The 19,792-nt window shown below is 44.0% G+C and carries 14 protein-coding genes and 1 tRNA gene; 12 read left to right on the forward strand and 3 right to left on the reverse strand.

Translation table 11 applies throughout. From position 1 onward, the window contains the following. Positions 1–14: 14 nt before the first annotated feature. The 5 genes from kdpB (at position 15) to CLV51_RS03890 (ending at position 6,684) form a co-directional block, all read left to right on the forward strand. Positions 15–2,060, forward strand: coding sequence for a potassium-transporting ATPase subunit KdpB (kdpB, locus tag CLV51_RS03870; protein WP_106526682.1), 2,046 nt, complete (start codon positions 15–17; stop codon positions 2,058–2,060). Positions 2,061–2,085: 25 nt separating this feature from the next. Beyond that, complete coding sequence (locus CLV51_RS03875; RefSeq protein WP_106526683.1) at positions 2,086–2,649, forward strand: K(+)-transporting ATPase subunit C; 564 nt, start codon at positions 2,086–2,088, stop codon at positions 2,647–2,649. Between the two features lie 124 nt (positions 2,650–2,773). Continuing rightward, positions 2,774–3,856, forward strand: a complete 1,083-nt coding sequence (locus tag CLV51_RS03880) for a porin (RefSeq protein ID WP_106526684.1) — start codon at positions 2,774–2,776, stop codon at positions 3,854–3,856. A 9-nt stretch (positions 3,857–3,865) separates the two neighbouring features. Then, entirely contained in the window at positions 3,866–4,990 is a 1,125-nt protein-coding gene (locus CLV51_RS03885) for a histidine kinase (RefSeq protein WP_106526685.1), read from the forward strand. Next, positions 4,987–6,684, forward strand: coding sequence for a sensor histidine kinase (locus CLV51_RS03890; RefSeq protein ID WP_106526686.1), 1,698 nt, complete (start codon positions 4,987–4,989; stop codon positions 6,682–6,684). Before CLV51_RS03885 ends, CLV51_RS03890 begins: the two co-directional genes overlap by 4 nt. On the opposite strand, the gene CLV51_RS03895 is transcribed toward CLV51_RS03890, so the two are convergent. Further along, complete coding sequence (locus CLV51_RS03895; protein ID WP_106526687.1) at positions 6,681–9,623, reverse strand: PAS domain S-box protein; 2,943 nt, start codon at positions 9,621–9,623, stop codon at positions 6,681–6,683. The genes CLV51_RS03890 and CLV51_RS03895 overlap by 4 nt on opposite strands. A gap of 281 nt (positions 9,624–9,904) precedes the next feature. Between CLV51_RS03895 and CLV51_RS03900 the strand changes: the two genes are divergently transcribed. Then, on the forward strand, positions 9,905–10,612 hold the full coding sequence (locus CLV51_RS03900) for a porin family protein (RefSeq protein ID WP_106526688.1): 708 nt from the start codon (positions 9,905–9,907) through the stop codon (positions 10,610–10,612). Between the two features lie 144 nt (positions 10,613–10,756). Here the strand turns inward: CLV51_RS03900 and CLV51_RS03905 are convergent, their stop codons facing one another. Continuing rightward, the gene (locus CLV51_RS03905) at positions 10,757–11,533 is read right to left on the reverse strand and encodes an enoyl-CoA hydratase-related protein (protein WP_106526689.1); all 777 of its coding nucleotides are present in this window, start codon (positions 11,531–11,533) and stop codon (positions 10,757–10,759) included. A gap of 91 nt (positions 11,534–11,624) precedes the next feature. Beyond that, positions 11,625–13,652: a S9 family peptidase gene (locus CLV51_RS03910; protein ID WP_106526690.1), complete on the reverse strand. Its 2,028-nt coding sequence runs from the start codon at positions 13,650–13,652 to the stop codon at positions 11,625–11,627. 286 nt (positions 13,653–13,938) lie between these two features. Here CLV51_RS03910 and hflX point away from each other — a divergent pair, with 286 nt between their 5' ends. The 6 genes from hflX (at position 13,939) to CLV51_RS03940 (ending at position 19,782) form a co-directional block, all read left to right on the forward strand. Further along, complete coding sequence (hflX, locus tag CLV51_RS03915; protein WP_106526691.1) at positions 13,939–15,129, forward strand: GTPase HflX; 1,191 nt, start codon at positions 13,939–13,941, stop codon at positions 15,127–15,129. Then, positions 15,129–15,470 (forward strand): Rieske (2Fe-2S) protein, encoded by a 342-nt coding sequence (locus tag CLV51_RS03920; RefSeq protein WP_106526692.1) that lies wholly within the window; start codon positions 15,129–15,131, stop codon positions 15,468–15,470. The genes hflX and CLV51_RS03920 overlap by 1 nt, the downstream gene beginning before the upstream one ends. 69 nt (positions 15,471–15,539) lie before the next feature. Then, positions 15,540–17,171 carry an ArnT family glycosyltransferase gene (locus tag CLV51_RS03925; protein ID WP_245898612.1) on the forward strand — a complete coding sequence of 544 codons (1,632 nt, stop codon included), beginning with the start codon at positions 15,540–15,542 and terminating at the stop codon, positions 17,169–17,171. A 160-nt stretch (positions 17,172–17,331) separates the two neighbouring features. Beyond that, positions 17,332–17,405 (forward strand) — tRNA-Asn (locus CLV51_RS03930). 395 nt (positions 17,406–17,800) lie between these two features. Beyond that, complete coding sequence (locus tag CLV51_RS03935; protein WP_146151219.1) at positions 17,801–18,190, forward strand: hypothetical protein; 390 nt, start codon at positions 17,801–17,803, stop codon at positions 18,188–18,190. A 197-nt stretch (positions 18,191–18,387) separates the two neighbouring features. Next, positions 18,388–19,782 (forward strand): S41 family peptidase, encoded by a 1,395-nt coding sequence (locus tag CLV51_RS03940; RefSeq protein ID WP_106526694.1) that lies wholly within the window; start codon positions 18,388–18,390, stop codon positions 19,780–19,782. The last annotated feature ends 10 nt before the right edge of the window (positions 19,783–19,792 follow it).

A 19,792-nucleotide genomic window follows, 5' to 3' on the forward strand; every position in this document is an offset into this window, starting at 1 on the left:
AATGACTTACGACCATGAAGAATGATAATAAATTGTTTCCGAAGGAACAGGTGATAGAGAGCCTGAAGCAATCCTTTGTGAAGCTGAATCCAAGACTGATGATCAAAAACCCGGTGATGTTCACCGTGGAGATAGGCACTGCTGTAATGCTGATAGTAGCGCTGTATGCATTCATCACCAAAAACACAGATCAGGGAAGTGTTGCATATAATACTGCTGTATTTGTTGTGCTTTTCCTCACCGTACTGTTTGCCAACTTTGCAGAAGCCATTGCAGAAGCACGTGGTAAAGCACAGGCAGAAAGCTTACGTAAAACAAGAGAAGAAACACCAGCGAAAAAAGTGGAATTGATTGGTGAAATATTTACCAACGAAATAAAAATAGTTTCTTCTGCTACCCTGCGTAAAGGCGACATCTTTGTATGTGATCCGGGAGATATTATTCCTGCGGATGGCGAAATTGTACAGGGCCTTGCCAGTATTGACGAATCAGCTATCACCGGTGAAAGTGCACCGGTGATCCGCGAAGCTGGCGGTGATAAATCCAGTGTAGTGGGCGGTACCAAGGTATTGTCTGATCATATTAAAGTGCGGGTGAGCACAGAGCCGGGTGAATCTTTCCTGGATAAAATGATCGCCCTCGTAGAAGGTGCCAGCAGACAGAAAACGCCTAATGAAATTGCGTTGACAATTCTGTTGGCCAGCTTCACACTGATATTCATCATTGTGTGCGTAACGCTGAAACCCTTTGCTGACTATGCACAAACCCCTATCACCATTGCGGCCTTCATCTCTTTGTTTGTATGTCTGATCCCCACTACTATCGGTGGTTTATTATCTGCCATTGGTATCGCAGGTATGGATCGTGCACTGCGTGCCAATGTAATTACCAAGTCTGGTAAAGCGGTAGAAACTGCGGGTGATATAGATGTGCTGCTGCTGGATAAAACCGGTACCATCACTATTGGTAACCGTAGGGCTACTAACTTTTATGCTACCAACGGTATTAAATCCGAAGAATTTATTCGTCTCTGCGCACTCAGCTCTTTGTCTGATGAAACGCCGGAAGGTAAGTCCATCGTGGAACTGGCGGGTAAGGAAGTTGTAAATAAGTTATCTGTGAGTGGCGCCAGCCTGGTAAAATTTACCGCTGAAACCCGCAGCAGCGGTATCGATTTACCTGATGGCAACCGTATCCGTAAAGGCGCTTATGATGCTATCAAAAGATTAGCTGAAAAAGAAGGCTATAGTTTCCCTGCTGAAACGCTGGCTAAAGTAGAAGCCATCTCTAATGATGGTGGCACACCGCTGGTGGTAGCGCTCAACAGTAAAGTACAGGGTGTTATTGAATTGCAGGATATCATCAAACCCGGTATCAGCGAGCGTTTCGACCGTCTGCGTAAGATGGGTGTAAAAACGGTCATGGTAACCGGCGATAACCCGCTTACTGCTAAATACATTGCCAATAAAGCCGGTGTGGATGACTTCATTGCAGAAGCCAAGCCGGAAGATAAAATGAGCTATATCCGCAAGGAGCAAAATGAAGGCAGACTGGTGGCCATGATGGGCGATGGTACCAACGATGCACCAGCGCTGGCGCAAGCTGATGTTGGCGTGGCAATGAACAGTGGTACACAGGCTGCTAAAGAAGCGGGCAATATGGTGGACCTGGACAATGATCCTACCAAACTGATTGAAATAGTGGAGATAGGTAAACAGCTGCTGATGACGCGTGGTACGTTAACTACCTTCTCTATTGCGAACGACGTAGCCAAATATTTCGCAATCGTACCTGCGTTGTTTGTGGCTTCCATCCCGGCTTTGCAGGGTATTAATATCATGAAGCTGCACAGCCCTGAAACTGCTATTCTGAGTGCGGTAATTTTTAATGCGATCATTATTCCGATGCTGATTCCGCTGGCATTGCGTGGCGTGGCTTACAAGCCTATAGGCGCCAGCGCGCTGCTGCGCAGGAACCTCCTGATATATGGTGTGGGTGGTATTATAGCGCCTTTCATAGGTATCAAGCTGATTGATATGTTGATAGCGCTTTTCATGTAATCGTAAAATTGATAAAAGTTAAATTATGAAAAAGTATCTCTGGCCATCTATAAAATTAACGTTGCTCCTGGTTGTATTGCTGGGTGGTATATATCCCCTGTTCCTGGCAGGCATAGCTAAAATGGCGCCCGGAAAAGGCGACGGTATAACGGTTATGCATAATGGTAAAGTAGTGGGATATGAAAATATAGCGCAGAAATTTACTGCTGATAAATACTTTCAACCACGCCCTTCTGCTGTTGATTATAATGCTGCCAGCTCCGGTGGCTCCAATAAATCTGCCGGCAATCCTGATTACCTGAAAACGGTAGCCGAAAGGATAGACACTTTTATGGTGCATAATCCTGACGTTAAAAAATCAGATATTCCAGCGGAACTGGTCACCGCTTCTGCAAGTGGTCTTGACCCGCACCTGACGCCTGCTGCGGCTTACGTACAAATATCCCGTGTGGCAAAAGCCAGAGGTATTGCAGCAGATCGTTTGAAACAACTGATAGATGCCAATACAAAAGCACCAGTGCTGGGCATCTTCGGCTTATCTACTGTAAACGTGTTAAAATTGAATATTGCTTTGGATGATCTGAAGTAAAATCAAGTTCCTATTATTCCTTTGACCTGTGAATGTCTTATGAAAACCCATTAGTTGGTGGTCCGCTCTTAGCGGATCGCCACTAATTCACTACCATTAACCTATATTAAAAGTCGATTCGAAGATGAAAAGAATTTTATTGCTGGCGGGCACTTTATCCGCTGCGATTACAGCCCTTGCGCAAGAAACTCAAGAAAAGGACAAAGAAAAAGGTAAAGTAACATTTTCCGGTTACGCCGAAGCCTATTACAGCTATGATATCAACAAGCCCGCAGACCACGTGAAGCCTGGATTTCTTTACAACTACAACCGGCATAATGAACTGAATTTAAACCTGGCAATGGTAAAAGCCAACTATACCTCAGATCGTGTAAGGGCCAATGTAGGCCTGATGGCAGGTACTTACCCGCAGTACAACCTGTCTGCCGAGCCTACGCTCATGCAATATGTATATGAAGCCAATGTTGGTATTCGTGTAGGTAAAACCGTTTGGATTGATGCTGGTGTGATGCCGGCACATATTGGTTTTGAAAGCGCTATCGGAAAGGACTGCCCTACCCTCACCCGCAGCATTTTGGCAGAGAACTCCCCTTACTACGAAACCGGTGCCAAGGTAACCTGGACGCCTAACGAGAAGTGGTCGTTTGCTGCTATGTATCTCAATGGCTGGCAACGAATTAAAAAAGTAAACGGGAATCAAACACCCAACTTCGGTACACAAATCACCTTTAAACCCACAGATAAAATATTACTCAACTGGAGTACTTATATTGGTAATGATATGCCAGATAGTGTGCGTCAGATGCGTTATTTTAACGATGTTTACGGTACCTTTAGTATTACAGATAAATTCAGCTTTATTGCAGGATTTGATTACGGTTTACAGCAAAAAACGAAAGGCGATAATGCGTTGTATAGCTGGTATAGTCCTATCGTAATTGCACGATATGCCTTTACAAATAAATTTGCCATGACAGGACGTGTAGAGCATTATAACGATCAACACGGTGTAGTTATCAACAGCGGTACCCCGGAAGGATTTCAGACAACCGGTTATTCCCTTAACCTTGATTTTACTCCGGTAGATAACGTAATGCTCAGACTGGAAGGAAGAATGTTTGACGGGAAAAATAAAACATTCATAAAAGGAACCGAATTAACAAATACAAGTACAGCGATCACCGCATCGCTGGCAGTATGGTTCTAACCACATCATATGACAGATAAAGAACACTCGGTACAGCATTTTCTTAACCTGGCCAATCGCGCCGGCAGAGGCAAATTTAAGATCTACATAGGCATGAGTGCCGGTGTGGGCAAAACATTTCGCATGTTGCAGGAAGTGCATGCGATGTTAAAAAATGGTATTAATATCCAGATAGGGTATATCGAAACCCATGGGCGTGCGGAAACGCACGCCCTGTTGGATGGTTTGCCCACTATTCCCCGCAAGCAGGTATTCTATAAAGGTAAAATGCTGGAAGAGATGGATCTCTCCACCATTCTGCTGCTGGCCCCCGACTGGGTGGTAGTAGACGAGCTGGCCCACAGCAATATTCCCGGATCTAAAAATGAAAAACGCTGGCAGGATGTAGTGGATTTGCTGAATGCAGGAATTAATGTTCTTTCTGCGGTGAACATACAGCATATCGAAAGTATTAACCAGGAAGTGAAATCTATCACCGGTATAGAGGTGCAGGAACGTATCCCTGACCTGGTACTGCAGATGGCAGATGAAGTAGTTAACATCGACCTCACAGCTGATGAGCTGATTACCCGTTTGAAGGAAGGTAAGATTTATGATTCCTCCAAGGTAGAAAGTGCACTCAAGAATTTTTTTCAGGCAGATAAAATCCTGCAGCTACGTGAGCTGGCACTAAAAGAAGTAACGACGCAGGTAGAAAGAAAAGTAGAAACAGAAATACCACGCAGCCAGCAGATGCGCCATGAGAGCTTCCTGGCATGCATTTCTACCAATGATGACGTGGCCCGGAAAGTGATCCGGAAAACGGCCCGGCTGGCCGCTTATTATCATGCAGACTGGTACGTATTATACGTACAAACACCCCGTGAAAGTGCCGATAAAATTGCATTGGCAGCACAACGCCATCTTATTAATAATCTGAAACTCGCTACAGAACTGGGTGCTGAAGTAGTACAGGAACATAGTGTTAAAATATCGGAGTCTATCATTAACATTGCACTGGAGAAACGGGTTACTACAATATGTATGGGGAAGCCACATATCAGTCTTTTCCGGATCATTTTACGTACCAATCTGTTTAATCAGTTATTGAAAACACTATCTTCCAACGATATAGACATCATCATACTATCATGAGCAAGCTCAGATTAAAAGCAAAGATCACGCTCGGGGTACTGTTCCTCTACATCATGTTGCTGGTGGTGAGCATACTGGGTTATTACTATCTGAACCGCCTCAATGAAAAGGCGAAGTTTATCCTGAAAGACAACTACGAATCTCTCGAGTATTCCAAGAATATGCTGGTAGCACTGGAAGATTTACCGGTGAACCGCGCTGCTGCACTACAACAGTTTTCCGTTAATCTGAAAAAGCAACAGGCCAATGTAACGGAGCGTGGTGAAATGACTGCCACCACAGCCGTAAGCCACATCTTTGAGCAGTTGCGTAAAGATTCAACAGCAAATATTGCAGCCATAAAGATGAGCATCTATAAGATCATGGATCTCAATATGGCGGCGATTGTAGGAAAGAATGAACTGGTAAAAAAGACCGCAGATAATGCCCTGTTATATATTGCCATCATCAGTGGCGTATGCTTTTTACTGGGCTTCACGTTTGTATATAATTTCCCCGGATATATTGCCAACCCTATTCATGAATTAACAGAAGGTATCAAAGGCATTGCCAACAAGCAATACACCAAACGGTTGTATTTTAAGTCGGGTGATGAATTTGGTGAATTAGCCACCGCCTTCAATACGATGGCGCAACGGCTGGATGAATATGAGCATAGTAACCTGGCGCGCATTGTTTTTGAAAAGCAACGTGCAGAAGCAGTGATCAGTAGTTTGAAAGATGCTACCATTGGTTTTGATGTAAAGAATACTATTTTGTTTGCCAACACCCAGGCATTACAGTTGCTGAATATGCAGGAGAAAGATGTGGTAGGACGCCCGGCAGAAGAGATTTCCAGGCGAAATGACCTGTTGCGTTTCCTGATAAACACACAGGAAAATGCACCGCTTAAAATAGTGGTAGATGGGAAAGAATGTTTTTTTACCCGCGAAACAACAGATATACAGCATGAAGAACAACGTATAGGCTATGTCGTTATATTGAGAAATATCACCACTTTTAAAGAGCAGGATATTGCCAAAACACATTTCATCGCTACTATATCTCATGAGTTAAAAACACCATTGGCGGCTTCTGATTTCAGTATTAAATTGTTGGAAGATGAAAGAACCGGACAACTCAGCACGGAGCAGAAAGAGCTGATTGATAGTTTGAAGCAGGATAACCGGCGGATGATAAAGATTGTGAGTGAGCTGCTGGACCTGTCGCAGGTAGAAAGCGGGAACATACAATTGCAACCGCAGCCTGTAACTGCTTTGAATATTGTACAATACGCCATGGACACTGTGCAGAAACAAGCTGCACAGCAGGGAGTAACTATTCATACCGATGTGCCGGATACATTGCCGAAGGTATTGGCGGATGTAGAAAAAACGGCCTGGGTGCTCGTAAATCTGTTAACAAACGCTATTCGTTATTCCGGGCGCGGGTCTACCATAGAACTAACGGTAACGCCTACTGGTACGGAAATGGTTTCCTTTACTGTACGCGATTATGGGAAAGGTATCCCTGTTGCTTTCAGAGATAAAATTTTCGAGCGCTTTTTCCAGGTACCCGGCATGAAAGGGCATAAAGGAAGCGGCCTGGGACTGGCCATTTCCAAAGAATTTATTGAAGCACAGGGAGGCATTATTGGTGTAGATAGTGAAGAGGAAAAAGGCAGCCGTTTTTATTTTACGCTGCCGGAAGCCTAGCATTGATCAATATGCGCTCTGACGAGATGTACGTATTGGTAATAGATGTCCATTATTGTTTGAATGCGGGTAGGTATACTCTCCGTATTTTCTTCCAACCGGGCATCTCTTTCAATACTATAAGCGATGTTGGAAGCCTGGTGCATGTCTACCACCTCAAGGTTAAATTTCATCTGGTGGGCCAGCATATAAAGGGGTTCCCATTTTTCTGCAGCAGTCAGTTGCTTCATTTCTATGAATTTCTGAGGTATCGTATTCAGCAACTCTTCCAGCAACAATTTTACATGATCGCTGTCTCCTGACATCAGGATATAGGCGGCATTAAAGTTAGCAGGACTTACACTTGCTTTAGATGCTGCTGCTTTTTCCACGAAGTCTGGTACTGTTTCTCCCATTCCTTTCAGGATTTTGTGATAAAGTTCTTCGGGTTCAAATGGTTTGGAGATATAATCATTCATACCGGCTGCCAGGCAGCGTTCTCTTTCTCCTTTTAGTGCGGAGGCTGTCATGGCGATGATGCAGGTATTGGTTCCATTTTGACGGATAGTTCTTGTGGTCTTGTACCCATCCATTTCCGGCATTTGTATATCCATAATGATACAGTTATAGGATTTGAATGTTAACATTTCTATGGCGGCTTTTCCATTGCTCACTATATCTGCACGGGCGCCTGCATTGCGTAGTGTGTGAAAAGCTACCTGTTGGTTGATATCGTTGTCTTCCACTACCAGTATTGTTTTCCCCTGTAAGACTTTCTCAGATCCGGGTAGTTTGTTACTATCATTTTTATGTAATGGCAGGGAGTGGTTTTTGGTAAAAGGCAATTCGAAATAAAAAGTAGCGCCTTCATTGATATTGCTTTCTACTGTGATAAAGCCATGTTGTAATTCTATCAGTTCTTTGCTGATAGCCAGTCCCAGGCCAGTTCCACCAAATTCCCTGGCATTGTTTGTATGTGTTTGTGAGAAGCTTTCGAAGATGTGGCGGTGTTGATCCGCAGCGATGCCGATACCAGTATCCTTTATTTCAAATCCGAGTTGCACGGTGTGCTCCTCTTCCCTGACTAATGTTACCTTTACCCTGATGTGTCCGTCGGGCGTGAATTTGATAGCATTCTCCACTAAGTTGGTAATAACCTGGTTCACCCTTATTTCATCACCCAGTAAATGATGCGGGATAACATTGTCTATCTTATCAAAAAATGACAATCCTTTTTGTTGCGCCTGTAATTTCAGTGGGAACAAGGCGCTGTCTATCACTTCATATATTTCAAAAGGTTCATTTTGCAGATGTAGTTTACCGGCTTTTATTTTAGAGAAGTCGAGGATTTCATTGATGATAACCAGCAAGAGGCTGGCAGATGCTTTTATACCGGCTACATAATCCATCTGGGAGGGTGTTAGCTGGCTTTGTTGCAGGAGCACGTTGGTCATACCTATTATACCGTTCATGGGCGTACGAATTTCGTGGCTCATGTTGGCGAGGAATATTTCCTGTGCATTAACGGCATCTTTTGACACCTGGTGTGCATATTCAATAGCCTTGATATAATCGGCTTTCTCGGTGAAATCCTGTCCTATGCCACATATACCAATCATTTCATTTTCTGCATTACGTAAGGGGAATTTTGTGATCAGAAAGTGATAGGTTTTATCATTTACAGTAATGGAATCTTCCATCTTCACCCTGCCGCCGTTGGCGATTACCTGCTGGTCCAGTTCCGCATAGCGGGCCGCCCATGGGTAGTGAGATAGTTCGGCATCTGTTTTACCGATGATATCATTTTTCTCTACCTGCATAATCTCTGTAAAGCGATTATTTACCAGCAGGAATTTGCCTGGCATATCTTTCATAAACATCATGGAGGGCATTAAATCCAGGATAGCGTCGAGGCGTTTTTGCAGGTACATTACCTGGTCATCCGTTCTCTTTTCCCTGTCTATATCCCGTACAATGCATTGGAACTCTTTAGCATGGCCTTTTTCATCTGATACAAGAGAAGCCAGTTGTTCCACCCATTTTTTAGTGCCTGACCTGGTGATAATTTCAAACTCCAGGGAAGTATAGTCCTCACCGGTTTTTATTTGCTGCCAGTAGAATGCCTGGAGGTTTTCAAACACTTCTTTATCCAGGAAGATAGAATAGTGTTGGCCAATCAATTCGGTATTGGAATACCCGGTGATCTCTGCAGCGCGTTTGCTTACGTAGGTGAAGATGCCGTCTATACCGGCTCTATAATGAATATGTTCTGATTCTTCCGCCAGCCGCATAAATGATTGTTCTCTTTTTTGCAATCGGTTAGCCCGCGCTTTTAGTTTTCGGAAAAGCTGGTAAATAAAACGGGCTTCGCCACCTATCAGGATCAGGGCGAATACACTGATGATGATAGTGGTCCAGAAGGAATAAAGGGTATAATGCAGGTCATTGCCCACTCTGTTGAGCAGAGAGGTACGGTTTACCTGCAACAGCTTGTTGAATAGTTTTAATAGCGTTGCTCTTTGTTCTGCTGCTGCCGGAGCCGTGATCAGTTGCTTTGCTTTTGCTGGTTGTGAGGCCGCTATGGCCAGTATTTGGTTGTTATATTCAATTTTCTCCAGGAGCAGTGCCCGCATAGCTATGAGTACCTTTTGTCGTGGGGTGTCATTTTTTGTCATGATCTCCAGTTGACGGAGCGTAGTCAGCATGCTATCCGGCGGAGAAAAATTCAGGGGCGGCAGGGTGCTTTTGTCCATCAGCAGCATGTCCCGGATACTGTTAGTATAAGCCATATCCAGCGCGGCCACAGTTCTTGCCTTGTCGATGATAATATTGGTGTTCCCTATCCATACCGCAGCATCCCTGGTTCTTTTCTGTACCACCCAGGCATAGTAAATGAAGCCGCTAAGTGCCATCAACACCGGGAGGACGAGGACTATGACTGTGTTTACGATTTTCTTCATTAGTTGTTTTTCACAGACTTATTTAAAGCTTTGGCAGGGGTTATGGCCTTGATGAAGGATTCTTTATTCAAATTAGGATATTTTGCGCCAATATTGCTGTTCATCTTGTTCAGTGGAATGAAGGTATCAGGAAAAGAATATGATTATCAATATGACTTTTTCTGTAACTTTCAACGCGGCGGGTGTAATGCGGAATATGTTTTTGCAATATTTTAACCAACTGTGTTACAATCATTCCATTATATTTGCCTAATATTCTTTTTCCTAAGTATGTATATTATATGAAGAAAATAATTTTTACCCTTGGTCTGATAGCTGTTTCTATTGGAGTTTTTGCGCAGGATGGCGGCTCGCCAATGAATAAGGCAGTAAACAGGGCTACCCATTCCAGGGATTTTTTGATGATACAGTTATCCTATGACGGCTGGGCCGGAGCAAAGGATAGTGTTAAAACTGGTCTGAACAGAGGCTTTAACGTAGCACTGATGTATGATTTCCCGTTTAAGAAATCACCATTGAGTGTAGCAGCGGGTTTAGGCATTAGCACCAGCGGAGTGTATCTGAAGGATCATACAATGGACATCTCCGGAAGAAGCAATCCAAAGGAAGTGACTTTCCCTTCTAACACAACTGACAAGAAATTCAAGGTGGCTACTACTTACCTGGAAATTCCTATTGAATTAAGGTATCGCAGTGTGCCTGATAACGCTAATAAAGGCTTTAAAGCTGCATTGGGCGTGAAAGTAGGTGCCCTCGTAGATGCGCATACAAAAGCAAAATTTACTGCTCCTAACGGCAATAAAAATATTGAAAAAGAGGCCAACAGAGGTTTCTTTAATCCATGGCGTTTTTCAGCCACAGGTCGTGTAGGTTTCGGCAACTTTGCGCTGTTTGGTGCTTATGCGCTGAATCCGATGCTGAAAAATGACGGCAACAATAACCTGGATATCAGACCTTACCAGATTGGTATTTGCCTGAGCGGACTGTAATAATTAGCGATTAGCTTTTAGCAGTTAGCTTTTAGAATAAAGAAATTACGGCCATGGTTATTATAACCATGGCCGTTGTGTTTTCGCGCTAAAAGCTAACTGCTAAAAGCTAACTGCTAAAAGCTAATCGCTAATCGCTAATTATTATATCCCTTTAAATGCGGGCTTTCGCTTCTCCAGGAAAGCATTGATACCTTCTGCATTATCTTCAGAGTTACCGGCAATTTCCTGGCAATAAGCTTCATAGTCCAGCACAGTGTCGAGATTATCGGTCATGCCTTTTGTGAGCATCTTCTTCATTAATGCAATCGCTTTCGTAGGTGCGGCAGCGTAGTATGCTGCTTCTGCCTGTACCGCTGCATCAAGGTCGGCTGCAGGGACGACTTTGTTTACCAGTCCTATTTGGAGTGCTTCCTGTGCAGTGACTTTGGTAGCCTTGGTGGCCAGTTCAAATGCGCGATGGTAGCCTACTGTACGGGGCAGGAAATAGGAAGAGCCGGAATCCAGCACCAGGGCGATATTTACAAAAATTTCGATCATGGTGGCTGCTTCGCTGGCGATGATAACGTCGCAGGCCAATGCCAATGAACATCCGGCACCCGCTGCCACGCCATTCAGGCGACAAATCACCGGCTTAGGCATATTACGGATAGCGCGTATAATAGGATTATAGCGCTTGTGCAGCGATTCGCTCAGGTTACGCTTGCCCCCTTCCATAGATGCTTTGAGGTCCTGGCCGCTGCTAAAAGCTTTGCCGGCACCCGTCAGCACTATCACTCTCACTGATTTATCCTTTTCTGCCTGTTTCAATGCGTCCTGTAGTTCATAGCTGAGGGGATCGTTGAAGGCATTGTATACTTCCGGCCTGTTTAGGGTGATGGTAGCAATACCATCTTTGATATCCAGTAATAAAGCAGACATGAGAATTTGGGATTTAGTTATTTTATGATGTGGATATTTAGTTGCAGTAGAAAAATCTTACTGCAACTAAATATTTACATACAGTCATATTTTAAAGCGTTTCCTTCAGCCAGCTGAAGAACTCACGCTGCCATGCAAGGGCGTTCTGTGGCTTCAGGACCCAATGGTTTTCTTCAGGGAAGTACAGCAATTTGCTTTTGATACCTTTCAGCTGTGCCAGTTGGAAGGCCTGTAAGCCTTGCTCAATGGGTACTCTGAAGTCGATACCACCCTGTATAATGAGGATGGGTGTATGCCACTTATTAGCATATTCGCTTGGGTTGAAATGCTGATAGGTATTGGCATTGGCGGCATCCCAGTAAGCGCCGATATCCCAGCTGGCGAACCAGAGTTCTTCGGTGGTGCCGTACCAGCTTTTCAGGTCAAACAGTCCGTCGTGTGCAATGAATGTTTTAAAACGGTTTTCATGTACACCCGCCAGCATATACACGGAATAGCCGCCGTAACTGGCGCCTACTGCACCGAGACGGCTCTTATCTACATAACTTTCTTTACTTACTTCATCAATGGCACTCAGGTAATCACGGATGGGTTGTCCACCCCAATCCTTGCTGATAGCGGCATTCCATTCTACGCCATGACCAGGCATCCCTCTTCTGTTAGGTGCTACCACAATATATCCCTGTGATGCCATCAGCTGGAAGTTCCAGCGATAGGAATAAAACTGGGATAATGCGGACTGTGGCCCACCCTGGCAATACAGCAAGGTTGGATATTTTTTAGCAGGGTCAAAGTTTGGCGGGAAGATTACCCAGGTAAGCATTTCTTTACCATCGGTGGTTTTTACCCAGCGCTTTTCTACTTTACACATGCCTATTTTATCATAGGTCGCTTTGTTTACATTGGTGATGGCCACCACAGCGCCTTTCTGGAGGTCTACCGTAAACAGTTCCGCTGCATGGTTCATGTCTGTGCGGGATACCACCAGGGTGTTGCCGGTTTGGGCCAGCATCTCACTGATATCAAAATCGCCGTTGGTAATCTGACGTATATGCTTCTCCGTTGTTTGTGCCAGATCTTTTTGCAGGGTTATTTCCAGCAGTTGTTCTGTACCTTTTACTACGGCGAGGAAATATATTTTTTTGCCATCATTGCTGAAGCGCACTGCGGATGCTGTACCGTCCCAGCTCCTGGTGAGGTTGGTTTTTACGCCGGTAGCACGATTCAGGATGATCACATCATTTTTATCGGCCTCATAACCATCACGTGCCATACTTAACCAGGTGATGTACTTACCGTCCTGACTGAAGGCTGGTGCTACATCGTAGCCCATCATTCCTTCGGAGAGGTTGCTGGTGCTTTTGGTGGCGAGATTATATTCGTATAGGTCTGTATTGGTGCTGAGTGCGTAATCTTTGCCGAATTTCTTCTTGCACACGTATACGATACTTTTGCCATCCTGACTCCAGATCATGTCTTCAGCGCCACCGGAGGGCATCTGCGGACAATCATGGGGTTCATCTGCCATAATATCTACCGGTGTACCTATTTCCCCATTGTTATAGGTAGCATAGTATACGTGAGAGAAATTACCATCTTCCCAGGCATCCCAGTGGCGATAATTGAGGTTATCGTAGATCTGTACATTGGATTTGGGAAGATCGGGATAGAAGTCTGCCCCGGATATTTTCTTCACTTTTACTTCTTTGGAAAACAGGATATGTGTGCCATCCGGAGAAATGCGGATGTTTTGCATACCGCCTTCCACATTGGTTTTCTGCACCGGGTTGGAGCCGTCGGCATTCATTTCATACCACTGTCCTTTTAGTGAGAAGCCTATTTTATTGCCGGGTAATATGGCTACATCGCCTTCTGCGCCTGGTGTTTGCGTAAGCTGGTGTGGTGTACCGCCTGCAAGGGGGATTGCATAAAGGTTTTTTTCGCTCTTATTATCTGCAATATTTACCTGAGATACGCCGTAGATAACGGTTTTGCCGTCTGCGCTCAATGCTTCTGCACTCACCCGGCCCAGCTGCCATAGCAGTTCGGGTGTCATCTTGTCCTGGGCTACTGCCATAGTTGAAATTAATAGTCCTGTCAGTAAAAATGGTTTATACATGATTTGGAAGGGTTGTTTTGGATCGTATAAATGTAGGAAGAAATGGGGAGTTATCCCTGCTCACTGCGCTCACAGAGATTTTCTTGCTCCCGATTAGACTGATTAGCCATGATTGTTCTGATTTTCCTGTATTTGTTTAAAATTATTATTGAGATTTTTTAGCATAAAAGGAATAATTGTTAGCAATCAGAAAAACCATGGTTAAACAGTCTAATCGGGAGCAAGAAAATTTACGCGAGCGTAGCGAACAAATTCTCAGTAAATTTGCTGCAAATTCAGAAATACCTTGATTGAGAAAAAACAAGCGATACAAAAAGAGGAAAGGGCCGTAATAGTAGGCGTTATCACCAAGGATCAAACAGAGCAGCAGGTAAACGAATTCCTGGATGAGCTGATGTTCCTGGCAGAAACGGCGGGTGCTGTTGCCGTAAAACGTTTTACCCAAAGACTGGCGCACCCCGACAGAGCCACATTTGTAGGCAAGGGGAAGCTGGAAGAAATACATCAGTTTGTAGCAGGTAGGGATATATCACTGGTCATATTTGACGATGAGCTTACCGGCTCACAGATTGCCAATATGGAAAAAGTGCTGAAGGTAAAAGTGATAGACCGTAGTGATCTGATCCTGGATATTTTTGCCCGTCGTGCCCGCACGGCACAGGCGAAAGTGCAGGTAGAACTGGCGCAATACCAATACATTTTACCACGACTGCGAGGTATGTGGAGTCACCTGGAACGCCAGGGAGGCGGTATTGGTAGCAGAGGTCCGGGTGAAACGGAAATTGAAACGGATCGTCGTATTGTAAAAGATAAGATATCTCTTTTACGCAAAAGGCTGGAGGATATTGATAAGCAGGCCCTTACCCAGCGCAAGGAACGCGGTGAATTTATCCGTGTGGCACTGGTAGGTTACACTAACGTAGGCAAGAGCACTATCATGAATTTGCTCAGCAAAAGTGAAGTGTTTGCCGAAAATAAACTGTTTGCTACCCTGGACACCACTACACGCAAGGTGGTGTTTGACCAAACGCCTTTCCTGTTAAGCGATACGGTAGGATTTATCCGCAAGCTGCCGCATCACCTTGTAGAGAGCTTCAAATCCACGTTGGACGAAGTGCGTGAAAGCGATATCCTCATACATGTGATAGATATCTCCCACCCTAAGTACGAAGAGCAGATTGAAGTGGTAAACCGCACCCTGCAGGAGCTGAAAGCGTTTGAGAAGCCCATTATCATGATCTTTAACAAGATGGATCTTTACGAGGCCAACACATTTGATCAGTGGCTGGAAGATGAGGTGAAACAGGATATACTGGCTACAATGAAACAGGGCTGGGAAACGAAGAGCCAGGGTAACTGCGTATTTATTTCCGCACTGGAGAAAAGGAATATAGAGGAGTTGCGCAAAACCATCCTGGACAAGGTTGCCCAGCTGTATAAGGAGCGTTTCCCTTATAAAACCGAATTCTTCTACTAATGGCCAAAGAGTATTCCTGGTATAAACTGGAGGAAGGCCGTTTACCGTTTGTTGAAAGTGAGATCAGTGTAATGGAGGTAAATGGGAAAAAGATTTGTTGTACCCTTTACCAGGGGCAACTGTTTGCCTTTTCTTATAAATGTCCGCATGCCGGTGGCATTATGGCCGATGGAGTGATCGATGCCGCCGGTAATATCGTTTGTCCGCTGCACCGTTATAAGTTTAGTCTTAAAAATGGGTATAATTCCAGCGGAGAAGGCTACTACCTGAAAACTTACCCTATAGAACAGCGTGCAGACGGGCCCTATCTGGGTATGGAGAAGAGCGGGTGGTTCTGGTAGGCAATTATCTTTCTGTTAAAAGTGATGTGTGTATTTGAAGGAACCGGTATATGCCTGTAACTTTTCGTCATGCTGACTACACCTACAACCCGTCAATTTATTCTTACAGAAAAACAGGTCTGGCTGCTTATAACGGTCACGGTTATACTATTACAGTTCAGTGCCCTGTTTGTACCCATCTTAGAGCCTGATGGTGCCCTATATGCCGGCATAGCCAAAACCATGGTACTCAAACATGATTATTGGAATCTCTATGCTGATGGCCACGACTGGCTGGATAAGCCCCACTTTCCCTTCTGGATGGCTGCCATCAGTTTTAATTTATTTGGCATTCATACCTGGTCCTACAAGCTGCCTGCTATTTTATTTTTGTTGACGGGTGCGTGGTATACCTACCGCTTTGCCCTTGACTTATACGATGAAAAGGTGGCCAGATGGGCCGTTTGTATACTACTTACTGCAGAACATCTCGTGATTTCCAACAATGATGTAAGAGCGGAGCCTTATCTCACCGGATTGATCATTGCCGGGGTATATCATTTTTACAAGCGGCAAATGCTGCCGGGAGCCCTTTTTACGGCCTGTGCTATCATGACTAAGGGAATGTTCGCCCTGGTGCCGATAGGCGCCGCTATTGGGGGGCATTTGCTGTTTACGCGCGATTGGAAAGCATTGCTACATATAAGGTGGCTGATTGCATTAATGTTGACCGCTTTATTTATTACACCGGAGTTATATGCCCTGTATCAGCAGTTTGACCTGCATCCGGAGAAGTTGGTATTTGGTACCACCGGGGTGTCTGGTCTGCGGTTTTTCTTCTGGGACAGCCAGTTTGGGCGTTTTATGAATACAGGACCCATCAAGGGTGCCGGGGATCCTTTTTTCTTTTTTCATACGTTGTTGTGGGCATTTTTACCCTGGTCGGTGATGTTATACGCGGCGGTCATCATCTTCATAAAAAAATGGAAGCAGCAAAAGGAATATTATTGTATATGTGCAGCCATGGCCACTTTTGCACTCTTTTCCCTGTCTAAATTTCAGCTGCCACATTACCTGAATATCATCTTTCCTTTCTTTGCTATCCTGACAGCGCAATATATTTTGTCGCTGCAAACAGAGAAGGGGCTGAAATTTTTCCGTATCACCCAGTACACCATTATCATACTGATAGCCGTTGCCGGCGTGGTAATCGACCTGCTTTACAAGCCAGCTATGCATTATACCTGGCTGCTACTCGCAGGTGCGCTGATCCTGCTTTACGTACTATTGCATTATTGGCTCGATAAATCCACCAGGCAGGCTATCTTTTATCGTACCGTATCTATCAGTATTCTGCTGAATTTATATTTGAATACTATTTTATATCCTGATATGATGCAATACCAGAGCGGAAGTACAGCGGGTGCTTATGCCAATAATTCCCTCCCTGGCCGCACTATTGGTATGTACGCCGCTAATTCCTATGCATTTGATTTTTATATGAAAGCACCGGTAGCGCGTTATGACACCGCTACTTTTGCGTCTCCCGTGTTATTATTCACCACCCCGGAAGCCGTAACCGGGTTGCAACAGCAAGGTCATATCTGTACCGTCATCAAATCATTTCCGCATTTTTACGTGAGTAAACTGGATTTACCATTCGTTCGAAAGGCGACCAGAGCGGGTGCTTTAGGGGAAAGGGTAATTGTGGAGGTGAAATAATTATTTTTATTTTTTTGGAAGATCGGCTGTGGTGGCTGTTTTTGGCTGAGCGTGTTTTAAATTCTAAAGTTTTTTTCAAAAAAAGTGGAATAAGATTTTGCAAAAATGAAAATTTACCTATTTTTGCAATCCCAAATCGCACAAACGATAAGGGAAACACTCCTCCTTAGCTCAGTTGGTTAGAGCATCTGACTGTTAATCAGAGGGTCGCTGGTTCAAGTCCAGCAGGGGGAGCAAAACAGTAAAGGCTTTCAACGGATTAACGTTGAAAGCCTTTACTGTTTTGCATACAAAGGGTTTCAAATTTTTTTTAGCTACTCCCCTGACATTTTAATTAGTACTTAGCTTTTTTTAGTCCCAAGCAGTTCCTTTTTTAGGATTCCCCAAAACAGACAAATTCCCCCAATAAATAAAAATGTATTGTTTGCAACTACATTTCCTACGCGTGCTACATCTTTGCCCTGTTGGCAATACCGGTATTTGTGCAAAGATTTATTCGCTTACGCTGAAAGCATAAGATGCATTTCAACAGATACATATCTGAAATTGACCAGCAAAATAATTCACAGACCTGCTGACATAGGGTTGTCAAAACCTATGAATATCTTTATATCATAAAATCAATAATTATGATACACTTTCTTATAGCAATGCTGGCTGCTGCAGCCTGGTTATTCATCAGCGGCGCTATTATCTTCGCAGCGCTATTACCGCGCTGGTTTCAGGCTCATTTCGGGCATATTGCAAGAGATAAGACTGATCTGCCACTCTGGGCCATTATTATTGAGAAGCTCCTGCAGGGAGCAGGAATCACCCTGTTGATTTACTGGTCCTCCCAGCCGGTTATCTATTTATCCATTATCCCAGTTCTGCTGGTGACTGGTACCTACTTTTTTTCCACGTATGCCACCTATAACGTAAAAGCCAGGCCTGTGGGCTGGATAGCATTGATGGACGGTGCTCGTTTAGTAATAGCCTCGATAGTATCCGGACTATTGCTTGGCAGGGCACTCTGCTAATCGATAAGCAAACGTAAGCGGGGGAGCAACCATAAAAAGACTTTCAGCGAAAAACTGAAAGTCTTTTTTATGTACCCAACCGATCAGCTGTATTACCGGATAAGGTCTTTCATTTTATTGGAATTCAATTATCTTAGGCGCACTAAATATACCCGACAATACCAGTATTAGCTGTTCATCCGTGAAACGTCTTATTTATGAATTTGAAGTATTTACTTTTTTCGTTTATCTGTTTATTTATCAGCATTCGCACGATTGGACAAACCTGCAATTGCACAGATGAGTTCCTGTATGTTAAGGATCAGATAACACATAACTATGCAGGATTCAAGGATAAAGTAACGACAGTTACAAATGTGACGTATACAACATATACGCAACGGATTCTTAAAGAAACAAAAGGAATAACAAGCCCGCATCATTGTGCTTTACTGATTAATGATTGGCTGAATTTCTTTAAAGACAGGCATATATATTTTGGTGGGAATCCTTTATCAACAGTAGCTTTGCAGAAAATAGTTTCGGAAACGGAAAACATAAAATTCACAAAACAGCAACTGGATAAACTGAAGCACGCGAAAGGCATTGATGGCATTTATTGGAGTAATGATTCTGCTTACCGTATAGCTATCATAAAAAGCGCCAACAATTTCCGGGATTATGCAGGTGTGATTACCTATTCAAAAATAGCTTCCTGGAAAGAGGGTCAGGTAAAACTGGAGTTAAGAAAATCCAATAAGGAAAACGAGCTAATAGGAATTATGTACGCTGCAGATCATACTCCTTATGGTGAGATATTTGCTGTTACCACAAACACACTGGGAACCTGGCAACGGGAAGGTACTGTGAGGAATAGTGGTGAAGCCCTCTCTACTGAAAGTGTAGCTGGCAGGTTATTATCTGAAAAGACATTTTACATTAAAATAAGATCCTTTGATCAAAGCAACGCAGCCAATATTGATTCTTTATTTAAAACACATAAAGCTGTATTGGATAAAATACCTAATCTGATTATAGATCTGCGGGACAATGGTGGAGGATCAGATTTCGCTTATGAGCCCATCACGCCCTACCTCTATACCGATACTATTAAGAAAATTGGTGCAGATGTATTAGCAACGGAAAGAAATATTGAAGGGTGGAAACCACTATTGAAAATGGATGATATTCTTGCAGAGCAGAAAAAACAAATTGCGGGAATGATTGAATCAATGGAACGGGGGAAGGGAGGCTTTGTGAGCCTGGATGAAGACGAGAAACAGGTATTGGACAGTATCAGGCCTTACCCGCAGAAAATAGCCATCCTCGTCAACAAAGGGTGTGGCAGTACTACGGAGGAGTTCCTGCTGGAAGCTATGCAAAGTAAGAAAGTAACCGTAATGGGTGAAGCGACTGCCGGCGTACTGGACTATGCGAATATGAGGGAGGTGGCACTTCCGTGTATGCCATATACATTGTATTATGCAACAACAAGGAGCAGGAGAATTGATATGGGAAAAGGTATTGATAATGTAGGATTGCAGCCTGCGATAAAACTGAATTCCTCACAAAACTGGATTGTTGAAGCGCAGCAGTATTTAGAGAAAAAGTAAAGACGGCATT

It is taken from the genome of Chitinophaga niastensis (assembly GCF_003014755.1).
Classification (GTDB): domain Bacteria; phylum Bacteroidota; class Bacteroidia; order Chitinophagales; family Chitinophagaceae; genus Chitinophaga; species Chitinophaga niastensis.

Bases quoted from the DNA above. Each gene is read 5' to 3' on its own strand.
- kdpB (WP_106526682.1), top strand. From the start codon at position 15: ATGAAGAATGATAATAAATTGTTTCCGAAGGAACAGGTGATAGAGAGC.
- CLV51_RS03905 (WP_106526689.1), bottom strand. From the start codon at position 11,533: ATGTCTGCTTTATTACTGGATATCAAAGATGGTATTGCTACCATCACC.
- CLV51_RS03875 (WP_106526683.1), top strand. From the start codon at position 2,086: ATGAAAAAGTATCTCTGGCCATCTATAAAATTAACGTTGCTCCTGGTT.
- CLV51_RS03910 (WP_106526690.1), bottom strand. From the start codon at position 13,652: ATGTATAAACCATTTTTACTGACAGGACTATTAATTTCAACTATGGCA.
- CLV51_RS03935 (WP_146151219.1), top strand. From the start codon at position 17,801: ATGATACACTTTCTTATAGCAATGCTGGCTGCTGCAGCCTGGTTATTC.
- CLV51_RS03880 (WP_106526684.1), top strand. From the start codon at position 2,774: ATGAAAAGAATTTTATTGCTGGCGGGCACTTTATCCGCTGCGATTACA.
- CLV51_RS03895 (WP_106526687.1), bottom strand. From the start codon at position 9,623: ATGAAGAAAATCGTAAACACAGTCATAGTCCTCGTCCTCCCGGTGTTG.
- CLV51_RS03885 (WP_106526685.1), top strand. From the start codon at position 3,866: ATGACAGATAAAGAACACTCGGTACAGCATTTTCTTAACCTGGCCAAT.
- CLV51_RS03920 (WP_106526692.1), top strand. From the start codon at position 15,129: ATGGCCAAAGAGTATTCCTGGTATAAACTGGAGGAAGGCCGTTTACCG.
- CLV51_RS03890 (WP_106526686.1), top strand. From the start codon at position 4,987: ATGAGCAAGCTCAGATTAAAAGCAAAGATCACGCTCGGGGTACTGTTC.
- CLV51_RS03940 (WP_106526694.1), top strand. From the start codon at position 18,388: ATGAATTTGAAGTATTTACTTTTTTCGTTTATCTGTTTATTTATCAGC.
- CLV51_RS03925 (WP_245898612.1), top strand. From the start codon at position 15,540: ATGCTGACTACACCTACAACCCGTCAATTTATTCTTACAGAAAAACAG.
- CLV51_RS03900 (WP_106526688.1), top strand. From the start codon at position 9,905: ATGAAGAAAATAATTTTTACCCTTGGTCTGATAGCTGTTTCTATTGGA.